Source organism: Variovorax raffinosi, assembly GCF_051216615.1.
Lineage (GTDB): Bacteria > Pseudomonadota > Gammaproteobacteria > Burkholderiales > Burkholderiaceae_C > Variovorax.
Genome location: NZ_JBPJZR010000011.1, coordinates 218,947 through 236,794 on the forward strand (window position 1 = coordinate 218,947; position 17,848 = coordinate 236,794).

Annotated in this window: 15 protein-coding genes; 1 reads left to right on the plus strand and 14 read right to left on the minus strand. The window is 68.3% G+C overall.

Features of this window, described 5'->3' with window-relative positions:
• Positions 1-10 precede the first annotated feature (10 nt).
• Positions 11-2,467, plus strand: a complete 2,457-nt coding sequence (locus ACSFB7_RS28325; RefSeq protein ID WP_435475648.1) for a TonB-dependent siderophore receptor — start codon at positions 11-13, stop codon at positions 2,465-2,467.
• A 10-nt stretch (positions 2,468-2,477) separates the two neighbouring features.
• Here ACSFB7_RS28325 and ACSFB7_RS28330 read toward each other — a convergent pair whose 3' ends face one another.
• From ACSFB7_RS28330 to ACSFB7_RS28395, 14 genes are all read right to left on the minus strand, one after another.
• The gene (locus tag ACSFB7_RS28330) at positions 2,478-3,104 is read right to left on the minus strand and encodes a hypothetical protein (protein WP_435475649.1); all 627 of its coding nucleotides are present in this window, start codon (positions 3,102-3,104) and stop codon (positions 2,478-2,480) included.
• Positions 3,105-3,159: 55 nt separating this feature from the next.
• Positions 3,160-3,525 (minus strand): DUF3325 domain-containing protein, encoded by a 366-nt coding sequence (locus ACSFB7_RS28335; protein ID WP_435475650.1) that lies wholly within the window; start codon positions 3,523-3,525, stop codon positions 3,160-3,162.
• Entirely contained in the window at positions 3,522-5,210 is a 1,689-nt protein-coding gene (locus ACSFB7_RS28340) for a PepSY-associated TM helix domain-containing protein (protein ID WP_435475651.1), read from the minus strand. Before ACSFB7_RS28340 ends, ACSFB7_RS28335 begins: the two co-directional genes overlap by 4 nt.
• 2 nt (positions 5,211-5,212) lie before the next feature.
• Positions 5,213-5,509: a DUF3649 domain-containing protein gene (locus ACSFB7_RS28345; protein WP_435475652.1), complete on the minus strand. Its 297-nt coding sequence runs from the start codon at positions 5,507-5,509 to the stop codon at positions 5,213-5,215.
• A 114-nt stretch (positions 5,510-5,623) separates the two neighbouring features.
• Positions 5,624-8,080: a ferric-rhodotorulic acid/ferric-coprogen receptor FhuE gene (gene fhuE, locus ACSFB7_RS28350; protein ID WP_435475653.1), complete on the minus strand. Its 2,457-nt coding sequence runs from the start codon at positions 8,078-8,080 to the stop codon at positions 5,624-5,626.
• A 70-nt stretch (positions 8,081-8,150) separates the two neighbouring features.
• Complete coding sequence (locus ACSFB7_RS28355) at positions 8,151-9,179, minus strand: FecR domain-containing protein (RefSeq protein WP_435475654.1); 1,029 nt, start codon at positions 9,177-9,179, stop codon at positions 8,151-8,153.
• An 11-nt stretch (positions 9,180-9,190) separates the two neighbouring features.
• Complete coding sequence (locus tag ACSFB7_RS28360; protein ID WP_435475655.1) at positions 9,191-9,694, minus strand: sigma-70 family RNA polymerase sigma factor; 504 nt, start codon at positions 9,692-9,694, stop codon at positions 9,191-9,193.
• 71 nt (positions 9,695-9,765) lie between these two features.
• Complete coding sequence (locus ACSFB7_RS28365; protein WP_435475656.1) at positions 9,766-12,261, minus strand: TonB-dependent siderophore receptor; 2,496 nt, start codon at positions 12,259-12,261, stop codon at positions 9,766-9,768.
• Positions 12,262-12,390: 129 nt separating this feature from the next.
• Positions 12,391-13,380 (minus strand): FecR domain-containing protein, encoded by a 990-nt coding sequence (locus tag ACSFB7_RS28370; protein ID WP_435475657.1) that lies wholly within the window; start codon positions 13,378-13,380, stop codon positions 12,391-12,393.
• A complete protein-coding gene (locus tag ACSFB7_RS28375) occupies positions 13,377-13,904 on the minus strand; it encodes a sigma-70 family RNA polymerase sigma factor (protein ID WP_435475658.1) in 528 nt (175 codons plus the stop codon). Before ACSFB7_RS28375 ends, ACSFB7_RS28370 begins: the two co-directional genes overlap by 4 nt.
• A gap of 77 nt (positions 13,905-13,981) precedes the next feature.
• The gene (locus ACSFB7_RS28380) at positions 13,982-15,208 is read right to left on the minus strand and encodes an MFS transporter (protein WP_435475659.1); all 1,227 of its coding nucleotides are present in this window, start codon (positions 15,206-15,208) and stop codon (positions 13,982-13,984) included.
• Between the two features lie 12 nt (positions 15,209-15,220).
• A complete protein-coding gene (locus ACSFB7_RS28385) occupies positions 15,221-16,081 on the minus strand; it encodes an NAD(P)-dependent oxidoreductase (RefSeq protein ID WP_435475660.1) in 861 nt (286 codons plus the stop codon).
• A gap of 141 nt (positions 16,082-16,222) precedes the next feature.
• Positions 16,223-16,804: a TetR/AcrR family transcriptional regulator gene (locus ACSFB7_RS28390; RefSeq protein WP_435475661.1), complete on the minus strand. Its 582-nt coding sequence runs from the start codon at positions 16,802-16,804 to the stop codon at positions 16,223-16,225.
• A gap of 75 nt (positions 16,805-16,879) precedes the next feature.
• Positions 16,880-17,782 (minus strand): DMT family transporter, encoded by a 903-nt coding sequence (locus ACSFB7_RS28395; RefSeq protein WP_435475662.1) that lies wholly within the window; start codon positions 17,780-17,782, stop codon positions 16,880-16,882.
• Positions 17,783-17,848: the final 66 nt, after the last annotated feature.

The following is a 17,848-nucleotide window of genomic DNA, read 5'->3' on the forward strand; positions in this document are numbered from 1 at the left end:
ACCCTCAAACATGACCAACAAGCTGATTGCCGCGCGACGCCTTCGCGCCGATTCCTTCACCACCGCGGCGCTGGCCTTTGCCGTCGCCTCCGCGCTGATCTCGATGGCCGGCGCGGCCCGTGCCCAGGACGCGGCCGCCGCAGCCCCGGCAGCAGCCGCCGTGCAGTTGTCGCTGCCTGTGCAGCCGCTGGCGCAGAGCCTGGGCGCGCTGTCGCGGCAGTTCGGCACATCCATCGGCGGTGAAAGCTCGCTGCTCGAAGGCCGCACGGCACCGGCCGTGCGCGGCGCGGTCACGCTGCAGCAGGCGCTGGAACGGGTGCTGGCCGGCAGCGGCCTGACCTTCGTGCGCAGCGGTGCCTCGGCGCTCACCGTCATCCGCGCGACGGCGGGCGGGGGCACCAGCACGCTGCCCCCGGTGACGGTGACGGCCGACGCGGAAGAAGCCGCCACCGGCCATGTGCCGGGCTACATCGCGCGGCGCAGCACGGCGGGCAGCAAGACCGACACGCCGATCATCGAGACGCCGCAATCGGTCTCGGTGGTCACCTCCGATTTCATCGAGGCCTCGGGCGCCACGCGCCTGAAGGAAGCGCTGGCCTACACGCCGGGCATCAACGTGTCGCCCTGGGGCGCGGACTCGCGCTTCGACTGGACCATCCTGCGCGGCTTCGACGCGCAGACGCCGGGCTATTACCTCGACGGCCTGCAACTGCGCAACAACAACGGCTGGGCCATCTGGCAGACCGAGAACTACGGCACCGAACGCATCGAGGTGCTGCGCGGCCCCGCCTCCGTGCTGTACGGCCAGAACGGCCCCGGCGGCATGATCAACGTGGTCAGCAAGCGCCCCACCCAAGAGCCGCTGCGCGAGCTGCAGGTGCAGTTCGGCGACAACGCGCGCCGGCAGGTGGCGGGTGATTTTTCCGGCCCGCTCGATGCCGAAGGCAAGGTGCTCTACCGCCTCACGGGGATGGTGCGCGACGCCAGGCTGCCGGGCAGCGGCCTGCCGAACGACCGCACCTTCCTTGCGCCGTCGCTGACCTGGAAGCCATCGGGCGACACCACGCTCACGCTGCTGTCGCACTACCTGCGCATTCGCGACGGGAGTTCGTACGGCAGCTTTCCGGAAGTCGGCACGCTGCTGCCCAACCCCAACGGCCGCTTCTCGCCCAAGACCTATACCGGTGACCCGAATTTCGACCGCTTCAACCAGGACCAGTGGATGGTCGGCTACCTGCTCGAGCACCGGCTGAACGACACGCTGACCTTCCGCCAGAACGCGCGGCTGGGCTCGATCAAGGTCGACTACGGGCAGGTCTACAACCGCGCCAGCCTCGTCACCGTCAACCCCGACAACGCGGACGACCCGGCCAACTACCGCGTGCTGGGCCGCTTCCCCTTCGCGAGCAAGGAGAAAGCACGGATCGCCTCCATCGACAACCAGTTGCAGGCCAGGCTGCACTGGGGCGACTGGCAGCACACGCTGCTGTTCGGGCTGGACTACCAGCGCTCGCGCAACGAGCAGCGCACCTCCAACAGCGGCAGCGTGCCCGACATCGACGGCTACCTGCCGGTGCATCAAGGCTTCGTCACCACGTCCGATCCGTGGTTCGACGCCCGCACCACGCTGTCGCAGACCGGCTTCTACGCGCAGGACCAGATCAAGTGGGGCCACTGGGTCGCGACGCTGGGCGGCCGCTACGACAGCGCCAGGGCGGTGTCGTACAGCCACATCGACGGCACGACGACGAGCGTGTCGGACCACAAGTTCACCAGCCGCGCGGGGCTGGTCTACCTGCATCCGAGCGGCTGGGCGCCCTACTTCAGCTATTCCGAGTCGTTCTCGCCCACGGTCACGATCAACCCCGAGACCAAGCAGCCGCTGAAGCCTGAAACCGGACGCCAGTACGAGGTCGGCGTGCGCTACCAGCCGGTGGACCGCAAGGACAAGTACAGCGCGGCCATCTTCGACCTGCGCCGGCGCAACTACATCACCTACGACGCCGACTTCGTACCCCGGCAGACGGGCGAGATCCTGGTGCGCGGGCTCGAACTGGAGGCCTCGTTCCAGCCGGTGCCGCGCATGAACATCACGGCCGCCTACACCTACACGCCCAAGGCCGTCGTCACGGCCAGCAGCACACCGAGCGAGATCGGCAAGCAGATGCAGGCCGTGTCGCGCAACCAGGTGTCGGTGTGGGCCGACTACCGCTTCGCCACCGGCGTGAAGGTGGGGCTGGGCGCGCGCTTCATGGGCTCCAACCACGGCTACCAGCAGAGCACCACGGTCCCGGTGCCGTCGTACACGGTGTTCGATGCGCTGGTGGGCTACGACTTCGAGCGCTGGAGCCTCGCGCTCAATCTGCGCAACCTGGGCAACACGACCTACATCGCGAACTGCTCGTCGGGCAGTTGCTACTACGGCGAGCCGCGCAAGGTGCTCGCCACCGCAACCTACCGCTGGTAGGTGCGTGCGCTCAGCGCGGCACGTCGAAGCTCAGCGTGGCGGTGTGGCGCACTTCCTCGTACTTCCTGCCATCGACGGTGACCGCGCCGTTCACGCGGGCCGTCACTTCCAGCACATAGAGGCCGGGGAACGGCGTCGTGAGCGTCACGGTGCCGTCCTTGGCGGGCTTGAGCACGCGGCGCCAGCCTTCGGCGGTGTCGACGTTGACCTGCGACGCGGCGACGGTGTTGCCCTTCCACACCAGCTTGAAGGTGTTGCCGTTGGGCTCGGTGGGCACCAGTTCGAGGTCGTTCACGGCCTTGGTCTCGTTGCGGCCCCAGCGGGCCTGGTACTGGGTCAGTGTTTTCTCGCCGGTGGCCCGGCTGGCCACAGCGCGCAGGTCGGTGCCGGCCGCGGTGCCGGGGATGAGCATGCGGTCGGCTTCGACCGTCAGCGGCAGTTCTTTGCCGTCGGCCAGGAAGGCTCGCGGCGCGGTGACGCTGGCCATGGGCTGCGGCGTCTTGTCGAGTTCGCCCACGCGGGCCGTGGCGGCGGCACCGTCGCGCGAGAGCCAGAGATAGTCGGCCTGCGCAGCGCTGGCGCTCGCGAGCAATGCGGCGGCGAGGGAAAGCGAACGGATGCGGAAAGAAGAAAGCATGGGAAGCGAAAAGTTGTTGTGTGTTTATGAATGGGAAGAAGGGCGACCTCGCCGTTCAGGACGGCAACCTCGCGAGCGCCACGACCAGCCCCGCGCCACCGAGGACGGCAGCACAGGCGGCAAGGCATGCGATGCCGCGCGGACGATAGGGCAACAGCAGCGCCACCGGCAACGCGCCCGCCGACAGAAAACCGAGCCACGCCACCGACCCGACGGTGCCGCCCCACGCCATCACGCAGGGCACCACGGCGGCCATCAGCAAGACGACGCCGGCCAGGCGAAGCAGCGCGCGGCGTCGCGGCGGCATCTCCTGGCGCCGATGGGTCAACTGCTCATGGTGCCGGTCCATGGCAAAGCTCAGCGCGGCCATGCCGGCATGGGCCAGCGCAAGGCTGAGCAAGGAGGCGTACCAGACCGTCATGCCGCGCGCTCCGTGCTTGCGACGCCAGGCAATGGCCTCGATGCGGACGCCTTCAGCAGCTTCTTGCGCTGCGCGTTGCGCAGGTGGCGCAGCGTGCCGAGGGCGGCAACACCGAAGGCCACTGCACAAAGCTCGACACCCGCGCTTTCCCAATCGCCGTGCAGCAGTTGCGCCGGCAGGTGATCGCCCGTGGTCAGGAAATTGAGCACCGGCAGCAGCAGACACAAGGCCGCCAGCGCGCCGAGTTGTTCGCGCCAGGCCTGCTCCGGTTGGCGGATGAAGGCATGCACAAGCGCAAGTGCCCAGAGCGCGAAAAAGGCGCGCAGCTCCCAGCCGGCGCGATGGTCGATGGACACCGGAATCAACCGGTTGGCCCACAAGAATCCGATGCACGCCACCGCCAGCCCCGCGATGGCCGCGACGTTCAGCGCCTCGACCAGCCGGTAGACCCGTGCGGTCGCGCCGCCGAATTCGCCCGCGTGCTTGTGGCGCCGCTTGACGATGAAGAGGATGGCGCCGGTGCCCATCATCGCGGTGCCGGCCAGCCCGCAAAGAAAGTACAGCCACTTCATGCCCCAGCCGCCGGAGCTGACCATGTGCAGGCCGCCCATGGCCGACTGCGCAAGCATCGCGGCGCCGCCATCGGCCCCGCCCGCCACGCGCACGCGCTGCACCTCGCCGGTGGCGGCCGAGAACAGCGCCATGCCGCTGGTGCTGCTCAGGCGGCGCAGCGATTCGTCTTCGCTGTTCCAGCCGTAGATGCCGATGCGCGCACCCGCGTCGCCCGGGTGGTCGATGACGACGGCGCGCACGGCCTGGCCCATGAGCTGCTGGCCGCGCGCGGCGAAAGGCTCCAGATCGGGCACCGCCATCGCGCGGCCGGTGCGCGCCGGCTTTTCTTCACCGCTCAGCTCGACGGCGAACTGCGACTGCCCGGCGGCGCCCGCGCCGTACTGCACCAGCTTGCCGGCCGGCATGAAGGTCATGCCCGAGATCGCGATGCCGGTGTAGGCGATCATGAATTGAAAGGGCAGCGTCAGCACCGCCACCGCGTTGTGCGCGTCGAGCCAGCTTCGCTGGCCCTTCTTCGGGCGGAAGGTGAAGAAGTCCTTGAAGATGCGCTTGTGCGTGATCACGCCCGACACCAGCGCCACCAGCATCGCCATCGCGGCAATGCCGACGATCCACAGGCCGACCGTGCCGGCATGCAGCTCGTAGTGGAAGTCGACGAAGTGGTGGCCGCCGAGCGTGGCGCGCACGGCGTTGCCGGTCTTCCGGGCGATGGGCTGGCCGGTCGACGGATCGAGGCCGGCTTCGACATACAGGCCGTTGGCGTCGAACCAGTACACCTTGAGCTCACCGCCGCCGTTCGCATCGGACGGCCACAGCTCCCACATCTGCGCGGCCGGGTGGTGCTCGGCCATGTAGGCAATGCCCCAGGCCAGGCGCTGCGCGCGACTGGCGGTCACGGCGCCCTTCGAGGCGGCGGCTGCGGCTTCTTCTTCGGCGTGGTGCTCCGGCGTCATCCAATGGGTGATGGGTTCGTCGAACACGGCCAGCGTGCCGGTGAGAAAAACCGCGAACAGCAGCCACGAGAACCACAGCCCGCACCAGGTGTGCAGCCAGGCCTGGGCCTGCCGAAAGCCGCCCTGCGCCACTGTCTTCGTTTTCTTGTCGGTCGCCATGTTCAGCCCCCCATCCCGCGCAAGCCCCAGCCCAACCCCGCCAGCACCACAGCGGGCAGCAACAGCCCGGCCCATGCACGCACCAGCGAGATCGGCGAGAAGGCCCAGATCACCGCGGCGGTGTAGACCACGAAGCTGAGCTGCATGCCCGCGATCACGCCCGCCGCGCGGCTGCCCGGCAGCACGGCGGCAAGAAAGATCGCGACGGCGGCGGCCAGCGCATAGCCGCCGAAAACGGCGGCCGCGACGCGGCCCAACAGCAACAGGCTCGCGGGAGCGGAAGAAAGACGGGAGTTCATGGGACGCACAAGGAAAACGGGGCGCAGAAATGCGCCCCTTCCCTACATGACCAACGAGAACCGAAAAAGGGTCAGGCCGGACGCGAAATAACCACCCCGCACTGCCTTTTCTTGTCAGAACTTGTAGTTCAGCGTGGCCGTGACGTTGCGCGGCGTGCCGACGTAGGCCTGCCCGTCGATGTTGTTGTAGTACTTCCTGTTGAAGAGGTTCTCGACGTTGATCTGCAGCGACAGCCTGGGCGTGAACGCATAGCGCGCCATCAGGCTCACCACGGCCAGCGACTTCTGCGTGTAGCGCATCGCCACGTCGTCCACGCTGAACCGGTAGTAGGTGCGGTTCTGCCAGTTGACGCCGCCGCCGATGGTCAGTTGCTGCCACGCGCCCGGCAGCCGGTAGGTGGTGAACACGTTCACCAGCGTCGAGGGCATCGCGGTGTTGATGGGGTCGCCGTTGGCTTCCCGCCCGAGCGTGCGCGCGATGCCGGCGCTCAGGTTCCAGCCGCTGGCCAGCTCGCCCGACACCTGCATCTCGAAGCCCTTGCTGAGCACGCCCTTGGCGCCGCGGTAGGCCTCGTTCGTCGAGTCCGGCACCAGCCGGCCGCCGTCGCGCTGCGCCACGTTGTCCTGCTGGGCACGGAAGAGCGCGAACGAGGTGTTGAGCTTGCCGCCGAAGTGCTCGCCCTTGATGCCCACTTCATAGCTCTTGCCGGTCACCGGGTCGAGGTAGGCGCCGGTGGCGTCGCGGTAGTTCTGCGGCTGGAAGATGTCGGTGTAGCTCGCGTACGCCGAATAGGTGTCGTTGATGTCGTACACCAGCCCGGCATAGGGCGTGAACACCTCGTGGCGCCGCGTGTCCGTCGCGTTGCGCGTGCGCCAGCTGTTCTGGCGTCCGCCCACGATCAGCTTGAGCGGGTCGGCGAGCGAAAAGCGCACGGCGCCGTAGTAGCCGGTCTGGCGCGTCTTGTCGATCCCGGACACCTTGAGCGGGCCCCACGCGGGCTCGGGGAACGAACCGTTCCACAGGTAGAAATTGCCGGGGTCGGCCACCTCGCCAACCGGCGCATGCTTGGCCTGCACATAGCGCGACTGCGCGTTGCTCATGCCCACCACCACCTCGTGCTTGCGGCCCAGCAGCTCGAACGGGCCGGTGAGCTGCAGGTCGACGTTGTTCTGGCGGAACGCATGCTCGAAATGGCCGGTCAGCGCGCCCAGGCCGGTGCCGGTGAAGCGGTCCATGTCGCCGTAGAGGTAGAGCAGCTTGGCGTCCTGCTCGCTCTTGCGGTGCGACAGGTTGGCCTTGAGCTTCCAGTCGTTGGCGAAGCGGTGCGTGAGGTTGGCGAACACGGTGGTGTTGGTCGCGTCCCAGCGCGTCCATGGCGTGCCCACGGTCTTCGAGGCGTCCCAGTGCGTGGGCGAGCCGTCGCTGAACACCACCGGCAGGCCGCCCCAGGTCGAGCCGGTCGGGCGGTTGGCCTGGTACTCGACGCCGACGCTCAGCGTGGTGTCGGGCGACAGGTCCGCATCGACCACGCCATAGAACACCCGCTTGCGGCCGTGGTACATGTCCATGCTGGAATCGCGTGCCTCCGCCATGCCGATGAAGCGGGCGCGCACGCGGCCGTCTTCGGTCAGCGGCGTCGACAGGTCCACCGTGGCGCGTCGCTGGTTCCATGAGCCCAGGCCCAGCGACACCGAGCCGGCGAACACCTTGCTGTCGGCATGCTTGCGCACGAGGTTGATCGATGCGGACGGATTGCCCGCGCCGCTGAGCAGGCCCGTCGAGCCGCGCACGACCTCGATGCGGTCGTACAGGGTCGGGTCATTGTTGGAGGCACCGAAGAAGTCGGTGGTGACAGTCGTCGGCACGCCGTCGTACTGGTAGTTGTCGATGTAGAAGCCGCGCGAATAGAGGTCGGTGCGGTCGGTGTCGGAGCTGACCGCGAAGACGCCGGTGACGCTCTTCATGGCCTGGCCCAGCGACAGCAGGTTCTGGTCTTCGATCTGCTGGCGCGTGAGCACCGTGACCGACTGCGGCGTGTCGCGCAGCGACAGCGCAAGCCCCGTGGCCGCGGCCGTGGCCGGCGTGGTGTACGAGCCCGTGCCCTCGGTGGTGCCGCTGCGGTCGGCATCGGCCGTCACGGTGACCGGTGCCAGCGTGTCGACACCACTCTGCACGTTGGCCGCACGACGGCCCAGCGTGTAGCTGCCATCGGTACGCGCCACGACCTGCAGGCCGCTGCCCACAAGCAGCCGGGTGATGGCGTCGCGGGCGGTGAAGCGGCCCGACAGCGCGGGGCTTGCAAGCCCTTCCGTCAGCGCCGGATCGAACGACAGCGCAATGCCGCTGCCGGCCGCGAACGCGGCCAGCGTGCGCCCGAGCGGGCCGGCGGGAATGTCATAGGACCGGGCGGCCGCGGCGTCCAGCGACAGCGCCTCGGCCGCGAAGGCCACGGGCGCCGCTGCGCCGGCAAGGCCTCCCAGGGCCAGCATCAACAGGGCATGGCGAAGGGCGGTGTTCAGGCGACGCTCGGCATGCGGATGCTGCGAAGCGGACGGACGGGATGCGGACATGGAAACGGGCCTTTCGGTTGGGCAACGGTGAGTTCTTCACCTTCCTTGCCAGCCGAAACGAAAAAAAGTCTCACCCCTTGGTCGAAATATTTGGCGAAATATTTGCAGCGGCGCTTCTGGGCACCAGCGTGACCCAGTAGCCGCGCAGCCGCGTCACCGCGTCCACCGGATAGGTCGAGACCAGCATGCCGAGCACGCGGTCGGTGTCGGCAATGGGAAAGGCACCGGAGATGCGCAGGTCGCCGATGGCCGCGTCGCAATGCAGCGCGCCGGGCCGGTAGCGCGACAGCTCGGCCGCGAAGTCGGCCAGCCGCATCCGATCGGCCAGCAGCATGCCTTGCGTCCACGCCACGTCGGCTTCATCGGCCGGCGTGAAGTTGCCGATGTTCTCGGCCGTGAAGCGGCCCTGCTGCCCCGCCGGCAGCACGCGCGGCGCGGGCGCGCCACGGCCGCCGGGCGAGATGCGCACCGCGCCTTCGAGCACGGCGATGTGCGTGGCCGCCCCTTCGCGGCGCACGCTGAAGCGGGTGCCGAGCGCCTGCATCACGCCGCTTTCGGTCGTCACGCGGAACGGCCGATGCGCGGCTGCCGTGTCGGGCGCGGTGGCGATCAGGATCTCGCCCGCGTGCAGCACCACGAGGCGCTGCGCGGCGTCGAAGCGCACGTCGACGGCGCTGGCGGTGTTGAGCGTGAGGCGGCTGCCATCGGCCAGCCGCAGCTCGCGCCGCTCGCCGGTGGCGGTGCGGTGTTCGGCCGTCCAGCCGCGTTCGCTGGCGAGCTGCCATGCGACCCAGCCGGCGGGCAAGGCCGCCAGCAGCGCGGCCAGCCGGGCCACCGCCGCGCGACGGCCGGCCTGCGTGGGCCGCGAGAGCGAAGGCATCGCCAATGCCGACGGCAGGCCGCCGAGCTTGTTCATCAGCAGTTCGGCGCGCGCCCAGGCGCGCGCGTTGTCGGGATGGCTCTGGCGCCAGCGCTCGCAGGCGCGGCGGTCGTCGTCGGTGGCGGCGCTGTCGTTCAGGCGCACCAGCCAGTCGGCGGCCTCGTCGAGCGCGCGGGATGGGGGCGCCACCGAAGGCGCCTCGAAGGCCAGCTGCTTCATCGCGCGGTCAATCAATCCATCAGCGCCAGGCAGCCGCGAAAGCCCTGCTGCATGTAGCGCTTGACCGTGACCAGCGACACGCCGATCTCGCGCGCGATGTCCTCGTACTTCATGCCTTCGATCTGCGACAGCAGGAAGGCGCGCCGCGCCAACGGCTTGAGCGCATCGAGCATCGTGTCGATCTCGTGCAGCGTCTGCAGGATCACCAGGCGCTGCTCGGGCGACGGCGCCTCGGGCTCGGGCAGCACGGCCAGCGCTTCGAGGTAGGCACGCTCCAGCGCCTGGCGCTGATACCAGTTCACCAGGATGTTCTTCGCCACGCTCGTCAGGTAGGCACGCGGCTGGGCGATGGCCTCGGGGTTGCGCGCGGTGAGCAGCCGCGTGAAGGTGTCCTGTGCCAGGTCGGCCGCGTCGAACGAGTTGCCCAGCTTCTTGCGCAGCCACGACTGGAGCCAGCCGTGGTGGTCGCTGTAGAGGGTGTGGACTTGCTGGAAAGCAGCTTCGGCGGCGGACATGGCGGGCGGCACGGCGGCCGGGTCGCCGCTCCTAGATAAGAATTGTTCTCATTTTAGGGCCGCCGGCCGGATCACAGCTTCGGCGTGTACTTCACCGTGAACATCACGTTGCGCGGATCGCCGTAGTTGTTGTTGCCGTTGGTCTCGTTGAAGGCCGGGATGTAGTAGCGCTTGTCGAAGATGTTGTTGACGTTCACGGCCAGCGTGACTTCGGGCGTGGCCTGGTAGGCCAGCCGCGCGCTCCACACCGCGAAGCCCGGCACCTTGTACGTGCGGTCGTAGCCCAGCGTGTGGCTCTGCAGGCTGAAGCCGCCGCCCACACTGAGCTTGCTCCACGCACCGGGCAACTGGTAGCTGGTCCACACGCGCAGCATGTGCTTGGGGGTCCACTGGCTGAACACCTTGCCCTTGTTGTCGGGGTCTTCCAAAAACTTCGTGGTGTTGAAGGTGTAGCCGGCCGTGAGCTGCAGGCGCGGTGTGATCTCGCCGCTCACCTCGGCCTCGATGCCCTGGCTGCGCACCTTGCCTGACGACTTGGAGCAGTACCAGCCGTCGCATTCGTAGCCGCCGTCGTAATCGGTCACGGCGCGGTTCTTGTGGTCATAGCGGAACACGGCCAGCGAGGTGTTCAGGCGGCCGTCCATCAGCTCGCCCTTGATGCCCACTTCGTAGTTGCTGCCGATGATCGGCTTGAGCCCGTTGCCCGAGGCGGTGCGTTCGGTCTGCGGCTCGAACACATCGGTATAGCTCGCATAGGCCGACCATTGCTTGTTGAGCGCATACACGAGGCCGACGTAAGGCGTGACTTCGCCGGACGTGGTGACGGTGCTGCGGATGTTGTCCGAGCGCACGGTGTAGAGGTAGTCGTACCAGCTCACGCGCGCGCCGACGATCGCCGTGAGCGGCTCGGCGAGCTTGGCGCGCCAGGTGCCGTAGACGCCCTTTTGCCGCACCTCGTAGTGCGGGTCGCTGCCGCGTCCGCCGGCCGCGATGATGGTCTGGTAGCTTTGCGGCGCACGGTAGTGGTCGATGGCAAAGATGTTGCCGCCGCCGCTGAAGCGGCGCGCATACCTGTCGTTCGACAAAAACCTCATGGAACTCGCGCCGATGGTCACTTCGTTCTGCATGCCCAGCGCTTCGAAGCGTCCGTTCAGGTAGGCGTCGAAACCGATCTTGCGGGACTTGAAGGCCGTGTCCCAGTCGGCGAAGTTCAGGCCGCTGCCATCGGCCTGCACGTCGCCGTGCATGCGCTGGTGCTGCGAAGTGTTCTTCTCGTTCATGCCCAGCGCGGAAAACTTCAGCTTCCAGTTGTCGTTGAAGCGATGCTCCAGGTCGGCATAGAGGGTGGTCTGGTCGACTTCGGCGTGGTTCCACACCGCACCCGTGAACACCGAGCGCGGCAGGCCGATGTCGCGCCCGTCGGGGTAGCGCGGAAAGCCGCGCAGCATGGGCCGGCCCTTCATCTGCACATTGCTCACGCCGACGCCCACGGTGGTGTCGGGCGAGAGGTCGTAATCGAGCGCGGCGTAGACCGTGCGGGTGTTGCTCCACACCGAGTCGGTGAACGAGTGGCTGCGGTCTTCGTCGATCACCACGCGGCCGCGCACCGTGCCTTCGGCATTGAGCGGGCCACCGGCATCGAGCTGCGCGCCGTAGTGGTCCCACGAGCCGGCCTTGCCGGTCAGCGTGAGCGTTTTCTCGGCCTGGCCGCGCTTGCGCACGAGGTTGACCGCGCCACCCGGGCTGCCCGTGCCCTGCAGCAGGCCCGAGGCGCCGCGCAGCACTTCGAGGCGGTCGAAGATCACCGTGTCTTCGCTGGCCCAGTTGCCCAGCGAATACATGTTGCGCGGCACCGGCACGCCGTCGTATTGCCAGGCGTCGATCTGGAAGCCGCGCGACGACAGGATCATGCCGGGCCCCACGCCCTTGACGCCGACGATGCCGGTGACGCTGTTGGCCGCATCGCGAAGGTCGACCAGGCCCTGGTCGTCCATGCGCTGGCGCGTGATCACGCTGACCGATTGCGGAATGTCCTTCAGCGCCTGTTCGCCCTTGCCGATGGTCAGGGCGCGCGCGGTGTACGAGCGCGTGCCTTCGGTGGTGGCGCTGCGCTCGGCCTGTGCCACGACGGTGACGGGCGCGAGCGTGGAGCCGCCAGCTTCGCCCTCGGCCGGAGCGCCGATGGTCGACGGGCGCAGCGCATAGGACCCGCCCGCGCCGCCCGCCGCTTCGAGCCCCGAGCCGGCCAGCAGGCGTGCGAAGCCTTCGCGCACGGCATGGCTGCCCTGCAGGCCGGCCGATCGCTTGCCCTGCACGAGCGCGGGCGGCATCGTGATGCTGACGCCCGCGGCCGCGGCGAAGCTGGACAGCGCCTCGTCGAGCGCGCCAGCCGCGATGCTGTAGGCCTTGCGCGGCTCGGCCTGTGCGGCCGGCATGGCCGATGCGCCAACGGCGGGCGGGTTCTGCGCGGCAGCGTTGCCTGCAGCAGCGCAGGCCATGGCGAGCAATGCGCCATGCACCGCGCGCGAGACATGGGAATCGAAGGGAAGCGGTTGGCGACGGGCCATGAAGTGATCTCTCGCGAAAGGTGTGAAGTTGCTGTTCCTCAAGGCTTCACACGCGAGAAAAGGAAAGGGGACACGCGGTGGCAAAAAAATTTCCGCCGCGCCGGACCGGCCGGCACGGGAGCCGACGCTTCAACCGCCCGGCGCAACCACCGTCACCCAGTAGCGCGTGCGAAAGAGCACGTCCACCGGCAACGCCTGCGGCAGGCTGTCGAGCACCGGGCCGGTGTCGCGCAACTGGAAGACGCCGGACACGCGCAGGTCCGCCACCGCCGGGTCGCAACGCAGAACGCCCGGCCGGTAGCGGGCGAGTTCGGCAATGAAGTCCTGCAGCCGCATGTTCTTCGCGCGCAGCACGCCACGCGACCAGTCGTCCGTCTCCGGGCCGGTGGCCGAGACGGCGCCGACCGCCGCCGCCGAGAACCCGGCCTGCTCGCCCGCCTGCAGCACCACGGCGAGGCCGCGCGCATCGTCGGGCAGCACCTCCACCGCGCCATCGAGCACCGCGACATGGCTGCGGCGGTCTTCGTACTGCCGCACCACGAAGCGCGTGCCCAGTGCGCGCAAGCGCCCTTGCGCCGTTTCGACGATGAAGGGCCGGTACATCGGGTCGCCGGAGGCCACCGCATCGGGCGCGGTGTCGATCAGTATTTCACCCGCGCGCAGCCGCACGAGGCGCTGCTTCGCGTCGTATGCCACGTCGATGGCGGTCGCAGTGTTGAGCTGGATGCGCGTGCTGTCAGGCAGCCGCAGTTCGCGGCGCTCGCCGGTGGCGGTGCGGTGGTCGGCCATCCACTCGCGCGCTGGCGAGGCCCGCCACGCCAGCCAGCCGGCCGGTGCTGCTGTCAGCAAGACGGCCAGGGTCTTGATGGCCGTGCGGCGGTCGGTGCGCACCTTGCGGCCCAGCGCCGGCATCGACAGCGCGCCCGGCAACATACCGAATTTGCGGCTCACCAGCTCGGCGCGTTGCCAGGCCGCTTCGTGCACCGGATCGGCCTGGCGCCAATGCGTCCAGCGCGCATGGTCCGCCGCCGTGGCCTCGCCCGACTGCAGAAGAAAGAACCATTGCGCCGCCTGCATGGCGACGCCTTCGTCCACCGCCCCGGCTCGCTGTGCGCTCATGCCACCAGCAGGATGCAGCGCGCCATGGCCTCGGCCATGTAGCGCTTGACGGTGCGCTCGCTCACCGACAGCGTGGTGGCGATCTGCGCATAGCCCAGGCCTTCGAGCTGCGCCATCAGAAAGGCTTGCCGCACCGGTGGCGCCAGCCCGTCGAGCATGGCGTCGATCTCCTGCAGGGTTTCCAGAATGATCGCTTGCTGCTCGGGCGACGGCGCCTGCGGCTCGGGCAAGGCGCCCAGTGCTTCCAGGTAGGCCTGCTCCAGCGAACGCCGGCGGTACAGGTTGGCCAGCAGCCGCTTGGCGACCACCGTGAGGTAGGCGCGCGGCTCGCGCAGTTGCCAGTCGCCCTGTTTTTCGGGCGTGTGCTCGGGCGCGGTGAGGATGCGCAGGAAGGTGTCTTGTGCGAGGTCCGCCGCATCGAAGGCATTGCCCAGCTTCTTGCGCAGCCAGCCTTGCAGCCAGCCGTGGTGGTCGCTGTAGAGCGCGTGGATGTGCGGGTGATGAAGAGCGGAATCGACGGCCATGGCGAACGGAGCGCGGCGGTCGTTGCCGCCCAAATGAGAATTGCTCGCATTCTAGAGCCGCCGTTCGATGGGGCTTTTCAGGTGCGTCCGACCGCCGACCGGCTCCCCGTCCTGAAGCCATGCGCCCTGGCCTGCCACGCCACCGCAAGGGCCAGCAACGCCAGCCCCGCCATCGCCCAAGAAAACGACGCAGGCCCGGCGACTTCGAGCAGCACGCCGCCCACCACGCCACCACCGGCCACCGCGAGATTGAAAACCGTGACCAGCATCGACTGCGCGACATCGGCGCCGTCGCCCGCTGCATCGGCCGTGGCCGTCTGCAGCAGCGTGGGCGCGCCGCCGAATGTCAGGCCCCAGGCAACCACCCCGGCGAACACGACGGCCGCGGAACCGCTGCCGATGCCCAGCACCAGCGCGGCAATCGCAAACGCCGCGAGGCTGAGCAACGTGAGCGCCCGCAACCAGCGATCGACCCACAGCCCGGTGATCCAGATGCCGACGATCGACGAGACGCCGAACACCAGCAGCACCGTTCCCACGCGATCACCGAGCCCCACCGAGGCAAGGAACGGTGCGATGTACGTGTACAGGATGTTGTGCGCGAGGATCCACGCCAGGATCACGAACAGCACCGGCCGGATCCCCGGCGTGGTGAAGATCCGCGCGACCGGCTGGCGCTGGTGCGCCTCCTGCCCGGCGAAGTCCGGCACGCCGAAGCGCACCCACACGAGCAGCGCCAACGCCAGGGCCGACATGATCCAGAACACGCCGCGCCAATCGGACAGCGCACCGAGCCACGCCCCCAGCGGCACGCCGAGCGACAAGGCAATCGGCTGCCCCACGCCGACCACTGCCAGCGCCCGCCCCTGCAGGTGATGCGGCACCATGCGCCGCGCATAGCCGGCCAGCAGCCCCCAGATCAGGCCCGCCGCCATGCCCGCGACGAAGCGCGCCGCCAGCGTCAGCGCGTAGTGGGTCGACAGCGCCGTCAGCGTGTTGAACACCAGCAGGCCGCCGATGGCAAGCAGGAACAGCGGCCGGCGGCGCCAACTGCGCGTGATGGCAATGACCGGAATCGCCGCCACCACCGAGCCCAGCGCATAGAGCGTCACCAACTGGCCGGCCAGTCCTTCGGACACGCCGAGGCCCGCGCCGATCTGCGGCAGCAGGCCGGCGGGCATGGTCTCCGTCATGATGGCCAGGAAGCCCGCCATCGTGAACGCCAGCAACCGCCAAACGGGGAGCCGCGCTTCATCGGCGCCCGGTGCCATCGAGGCGCCGCGCGCTTGGGATGTTGTCTGCATCGCGCCGGTCCGCTAGGCGAGGTAGGACGCGGCCATGTCCTTGTCGCCATGGCCTGCGTCGCGGGCACGGCGGAATCTTTCGAGGCCCGCCGATGCGGCATCGACCTTGACGCCCGCATCGCGTGCGGCATCGACGACCAGTTGCGAGTCCTTCACCGCGTTGGCGACGGAGAAGCTGGTCGTGTAGTCACCCGCCAGGATGGCCGCGGCCTTGAGCTGGAAGTAGCCGCTGTCCATCGGTCCGCCCTTGACGACATCCACCACCAGCGCCGGATCGACGCCGAGCCCCTTGGCGATCGCCAGGCTTTCGGCAATGCCGTGCGTGAGCGCAAAGGCCCAGCTGTTGAGCGCCAGCTTCAGGCGGCTGCTGTCGCCCGCCTGCTCGGACACCCACAGCGTGCGCTTGCCGATGGCATCGAAGACCGGCTGCACCACCGCGCGCCCTTCGAGCGGACCCGACGCGATGACGATGAGCTGGCCCTGCTCCGCCGGCTGGCGCGTGCCTTGCACGGGCGCGTCGTAGAAGCTCAGCCCGTGCTGGCGGGCCAGTGCGGCGAGCCCTTCGTTGGCCTCGATGCCGACCGTGCTCAGTTGAATCCAGGCCGCGCCTTTGGACAGGGCCGGTGCCGCTGCATGCAACGCGTCCGACACGGACGGCCCGTCCTTGAGCGAAGTCAGCACGATGTCCGCGCCCTTGACGGCCTCTTGCGCAGTGCCGAAAACCTCGACGTCCGATGCCGCGAGCGCCTGCGCCTTCTGCGGCGTCCGGTTCCAGGCCCGGACCACGAAGCCGTGCTTGCGCAGGTTCCTGGCCACGGCCGCGCCGATGATGCCCGTTCCGAGAACGGCGACGGTGGTGGTGCTATTTGTCATTGGGAAATCTCCTGAAAAGGTCGAAGAAAAGCGGCAGCGATGCCGCACAGGAAGTACTGGAACAATCAGTACAGAACTGGGGAAATTTTTTTGCTCGCCGCCGGGCTCCCGTTCGGAAGCCGGCCGCGCGGCAGGCGGTTTCTAGATCGCGTCGATGGCCACGTCGACCACATCCAGCAGGCGCTGTCGCCGGCCCTGCCGGCTGCTGCCCTTGCTCAGCACGCGCAGGCCCTGGATGGTGGCGACCACGAAACGCGCGACGGCGCGGGCGCTGTTGTGCGCATCGATCTCGCCACTTTCCTGCGCACGCACGAGGGCGCGTTCCAGTGCTTTTTCAAGCCGCAGGAAATTCTGCGACACGATCTCGGCCACCACCTCGTCCTGCCCGCCCAGCTCCAGCGTGGCATTGGCCACGAGGCAGCCGCGCCGCTCGGTGTCGCCGAGTTCGTCTTCGACGATCCGCATCATCAACTGGCGCACCAGCGCCTTGACCGGCCCGGGTTCGGACAGCAGTTCGATGTTGGAGACCGTGAGTTCGTGATAGCGCCGCAGCGCGTGCTCGTACAGACCGTGCTTGCTCTCGAAGGCGTTGTACAGGCTGCTGCGCGCCAGACCGGTGCCATCGATCAGGTCCTGCATCGAGGCGCCTGCGTAGCCACGGCGCCAGAACACCTGCATGGCGGCGTCGGCAATGGCGTCGGGTTCGAACAGCTTGGGGCGCATGAAAATGTCACTTCTGGAATGATCGTTCCAGTAAATGTAGGATCATCCCCGATGCGTGTCAATCGATGCCCTTGCTCAGCCCTTTTCCGCCGCGGGCCGTCTGCGCGACAAGCCGGGCAAGCTCCAGCCGAAGGTCATGCCCGCCGCCGCGATCAGGATGGCCGCCGCGCCGGCAATCTGGGCCGGTGCCAGGCGCTGGCCGAAGGCGATGTAGTCGATGCCGATCGCCACCAGCGGATAGATGAACGACAGCGCACCGGCCACCGTGGTCGGCAGCTTCTGGATTGCGCCGTACAGCAGGATGAACACCAGCCCGGTGTAGATCACGCCCATGGTCAGGTGAATGCCCCAGGTTCCCGCATCGCTCGGCAATGTCTTCAGGTGCGCGAAGGGCGCCAGCATGACGATGCCGACGCAGAACTGGATCAGCGCAATCAGGTGCGGTGCCATGCCGTCGAGCTTCTTCGCCACGATGGCCGCCACCGCGTAGCAGAAGGCCGCGCCCAGTGCCATCAGCACGCCGATGAAATAGGCGCCGTCGTCGGCGCCACCGCCCCGCTTGGCTTGCGCCACCAGCACCACGCCGGCGAACGCGATGCAGAGCCAGCCCACCTTCATGGCGGTCAGCCGCTCCGACAGCAACAACGCACCGAGCGCGACGAGCATGAAGGGCTGCGTGTTGTAGACCGCCGTGGCGATGGAAATGGACGCATGCGAGAACGACGCGAAGATCAGCAGCCAGTTGACGATCAGAGCCACGCCGCCCAGCGCGGCCAGGGCGAAGGTGCGAGGCGTGAGGCCCCGGCGCAGCACGCCCAGGAACACGCAGGCGATCCACAGCGTGGCCGCACCGAACACGCAGCGCCAGAAGAGCAGGTCGACCAGCGGTTGCGCGGCGCGCACGACGAACCATCCGATGGTTCCGGAGATCACCATGGCCGCGCTCATTTCGAGCGCGCCGCGAAGCTTCATCTGCATGAGAACCCGATGTGTGAAGGGAACACCGAGCGTGCCAGCTTTTGCGGCAAATGGACATGCTTTTAG

Coding starts and splice junctions, on each gene's coding strand:
- ACSFB7_RS28325 (WP_435475648.1), top strand. CDS start 11: ATGACCAACAAGCTGATTGCCGCGCGACGCCTTCGCGCCGATTCCTTC.
- ACSFB7_RS28330 (WP_435475649.1), bottom strand. CDS start 3,104: ATGCTTTCTTCTTTCCGCATCCGTTCGCTTTCCCTCGCCGCCGCATTG.
- ACSFB7_RS28335 (WP_435475650.1), bottom strand. CDS start 3,525: ATGACGGTCTGGTACGCCTCCTTGCTCAGCCTTGCGCTGGCCCATGCC.
- ACSFB7_RS28340 (WP_435475651.1), bottom strand. CDS start 5,210: ATGGCGACCGACAAGAAAACGAAGACAGTGGCGCAGGGCGGCTTTCGG.
- ACSFB7_RS28345 (WP_435475652.1), bottom strand. CDS start 5,509: ATGAACTCCCGTCTTTCTTCCGCTCCCGCGAGCCTGTTGCTGTTGGGC.
- fhuE (WP_435475653.1), bottom strand. CDS start 8,080: ATGTCCGCATCCCGTCCGTCCGCTTCGCAGCATCCGCATGCCGAGCGT.
- ACSFB7_RS28355 (WP_435475654.1), bottom strand. CDS start 9,179: ATGAAGCAGCTGGCCTTCGAGGCGCCTTCGGTGGCGCCCCCATCCCGC.
- ACSFB7_RS28360 (WP_435475655.1), bottom strand. CDS start 9,694: ATGTCCGCCGCCGAAGCTGCTTTCCAGCAAGTCCACACCCTCTACAGC.
- ACSFB7_RS28365 (WP_435475656.1), bottom strand. CDS start 12,261: ATGGCCCGTCGCCAACCGCTTCCCTTCGATTCCCATGTCTCGCGCGCG.
- ACSFB7_RS28370 (WP_435475657.1), bottom strand. CDS start 13,380: ATGAGCGCACAGCGAGCCGGGGCGGTGGACGAAGGCGTCGCCATGCAG.
- ACSFB7_RS28375 (WP_435475658.1), bottom strand. CDS start 13,904: ATGGCCGTCGATTCCGCTCTTCATCACCCGCACATCCACGCGCTCTAC.
- ACSFB7_RS28380 (WP_435475659.1), bottom strand. CDS start 15,208: ATGCAGACAACATCCCAAGCGCGCGGCGCCTCGATGGCACCGGGCGCC.
- ACSFB7_RS28385 (WP_435475660.1), bottom strand. CDS start 16,081: ATGACAAATAGCACCACCACCGTCGCCGTTCTCGGAACGGGCATCATC.
- ACSFB7_RS28390 (WP_435475661.1), bottom strand. CDS start 16,804: ATGCGCCCCAAGCTGTTCGAACCCGACGCCATTGCCGACGCCGCCATG.
- ACSFB7_RS28395 (WP_435475662.1), bottom strand. CDS start 17,782: ATGCAGATGAAGCTTCGCGGCGCGCTCGAAATGAGCGCGGCCATGGTG.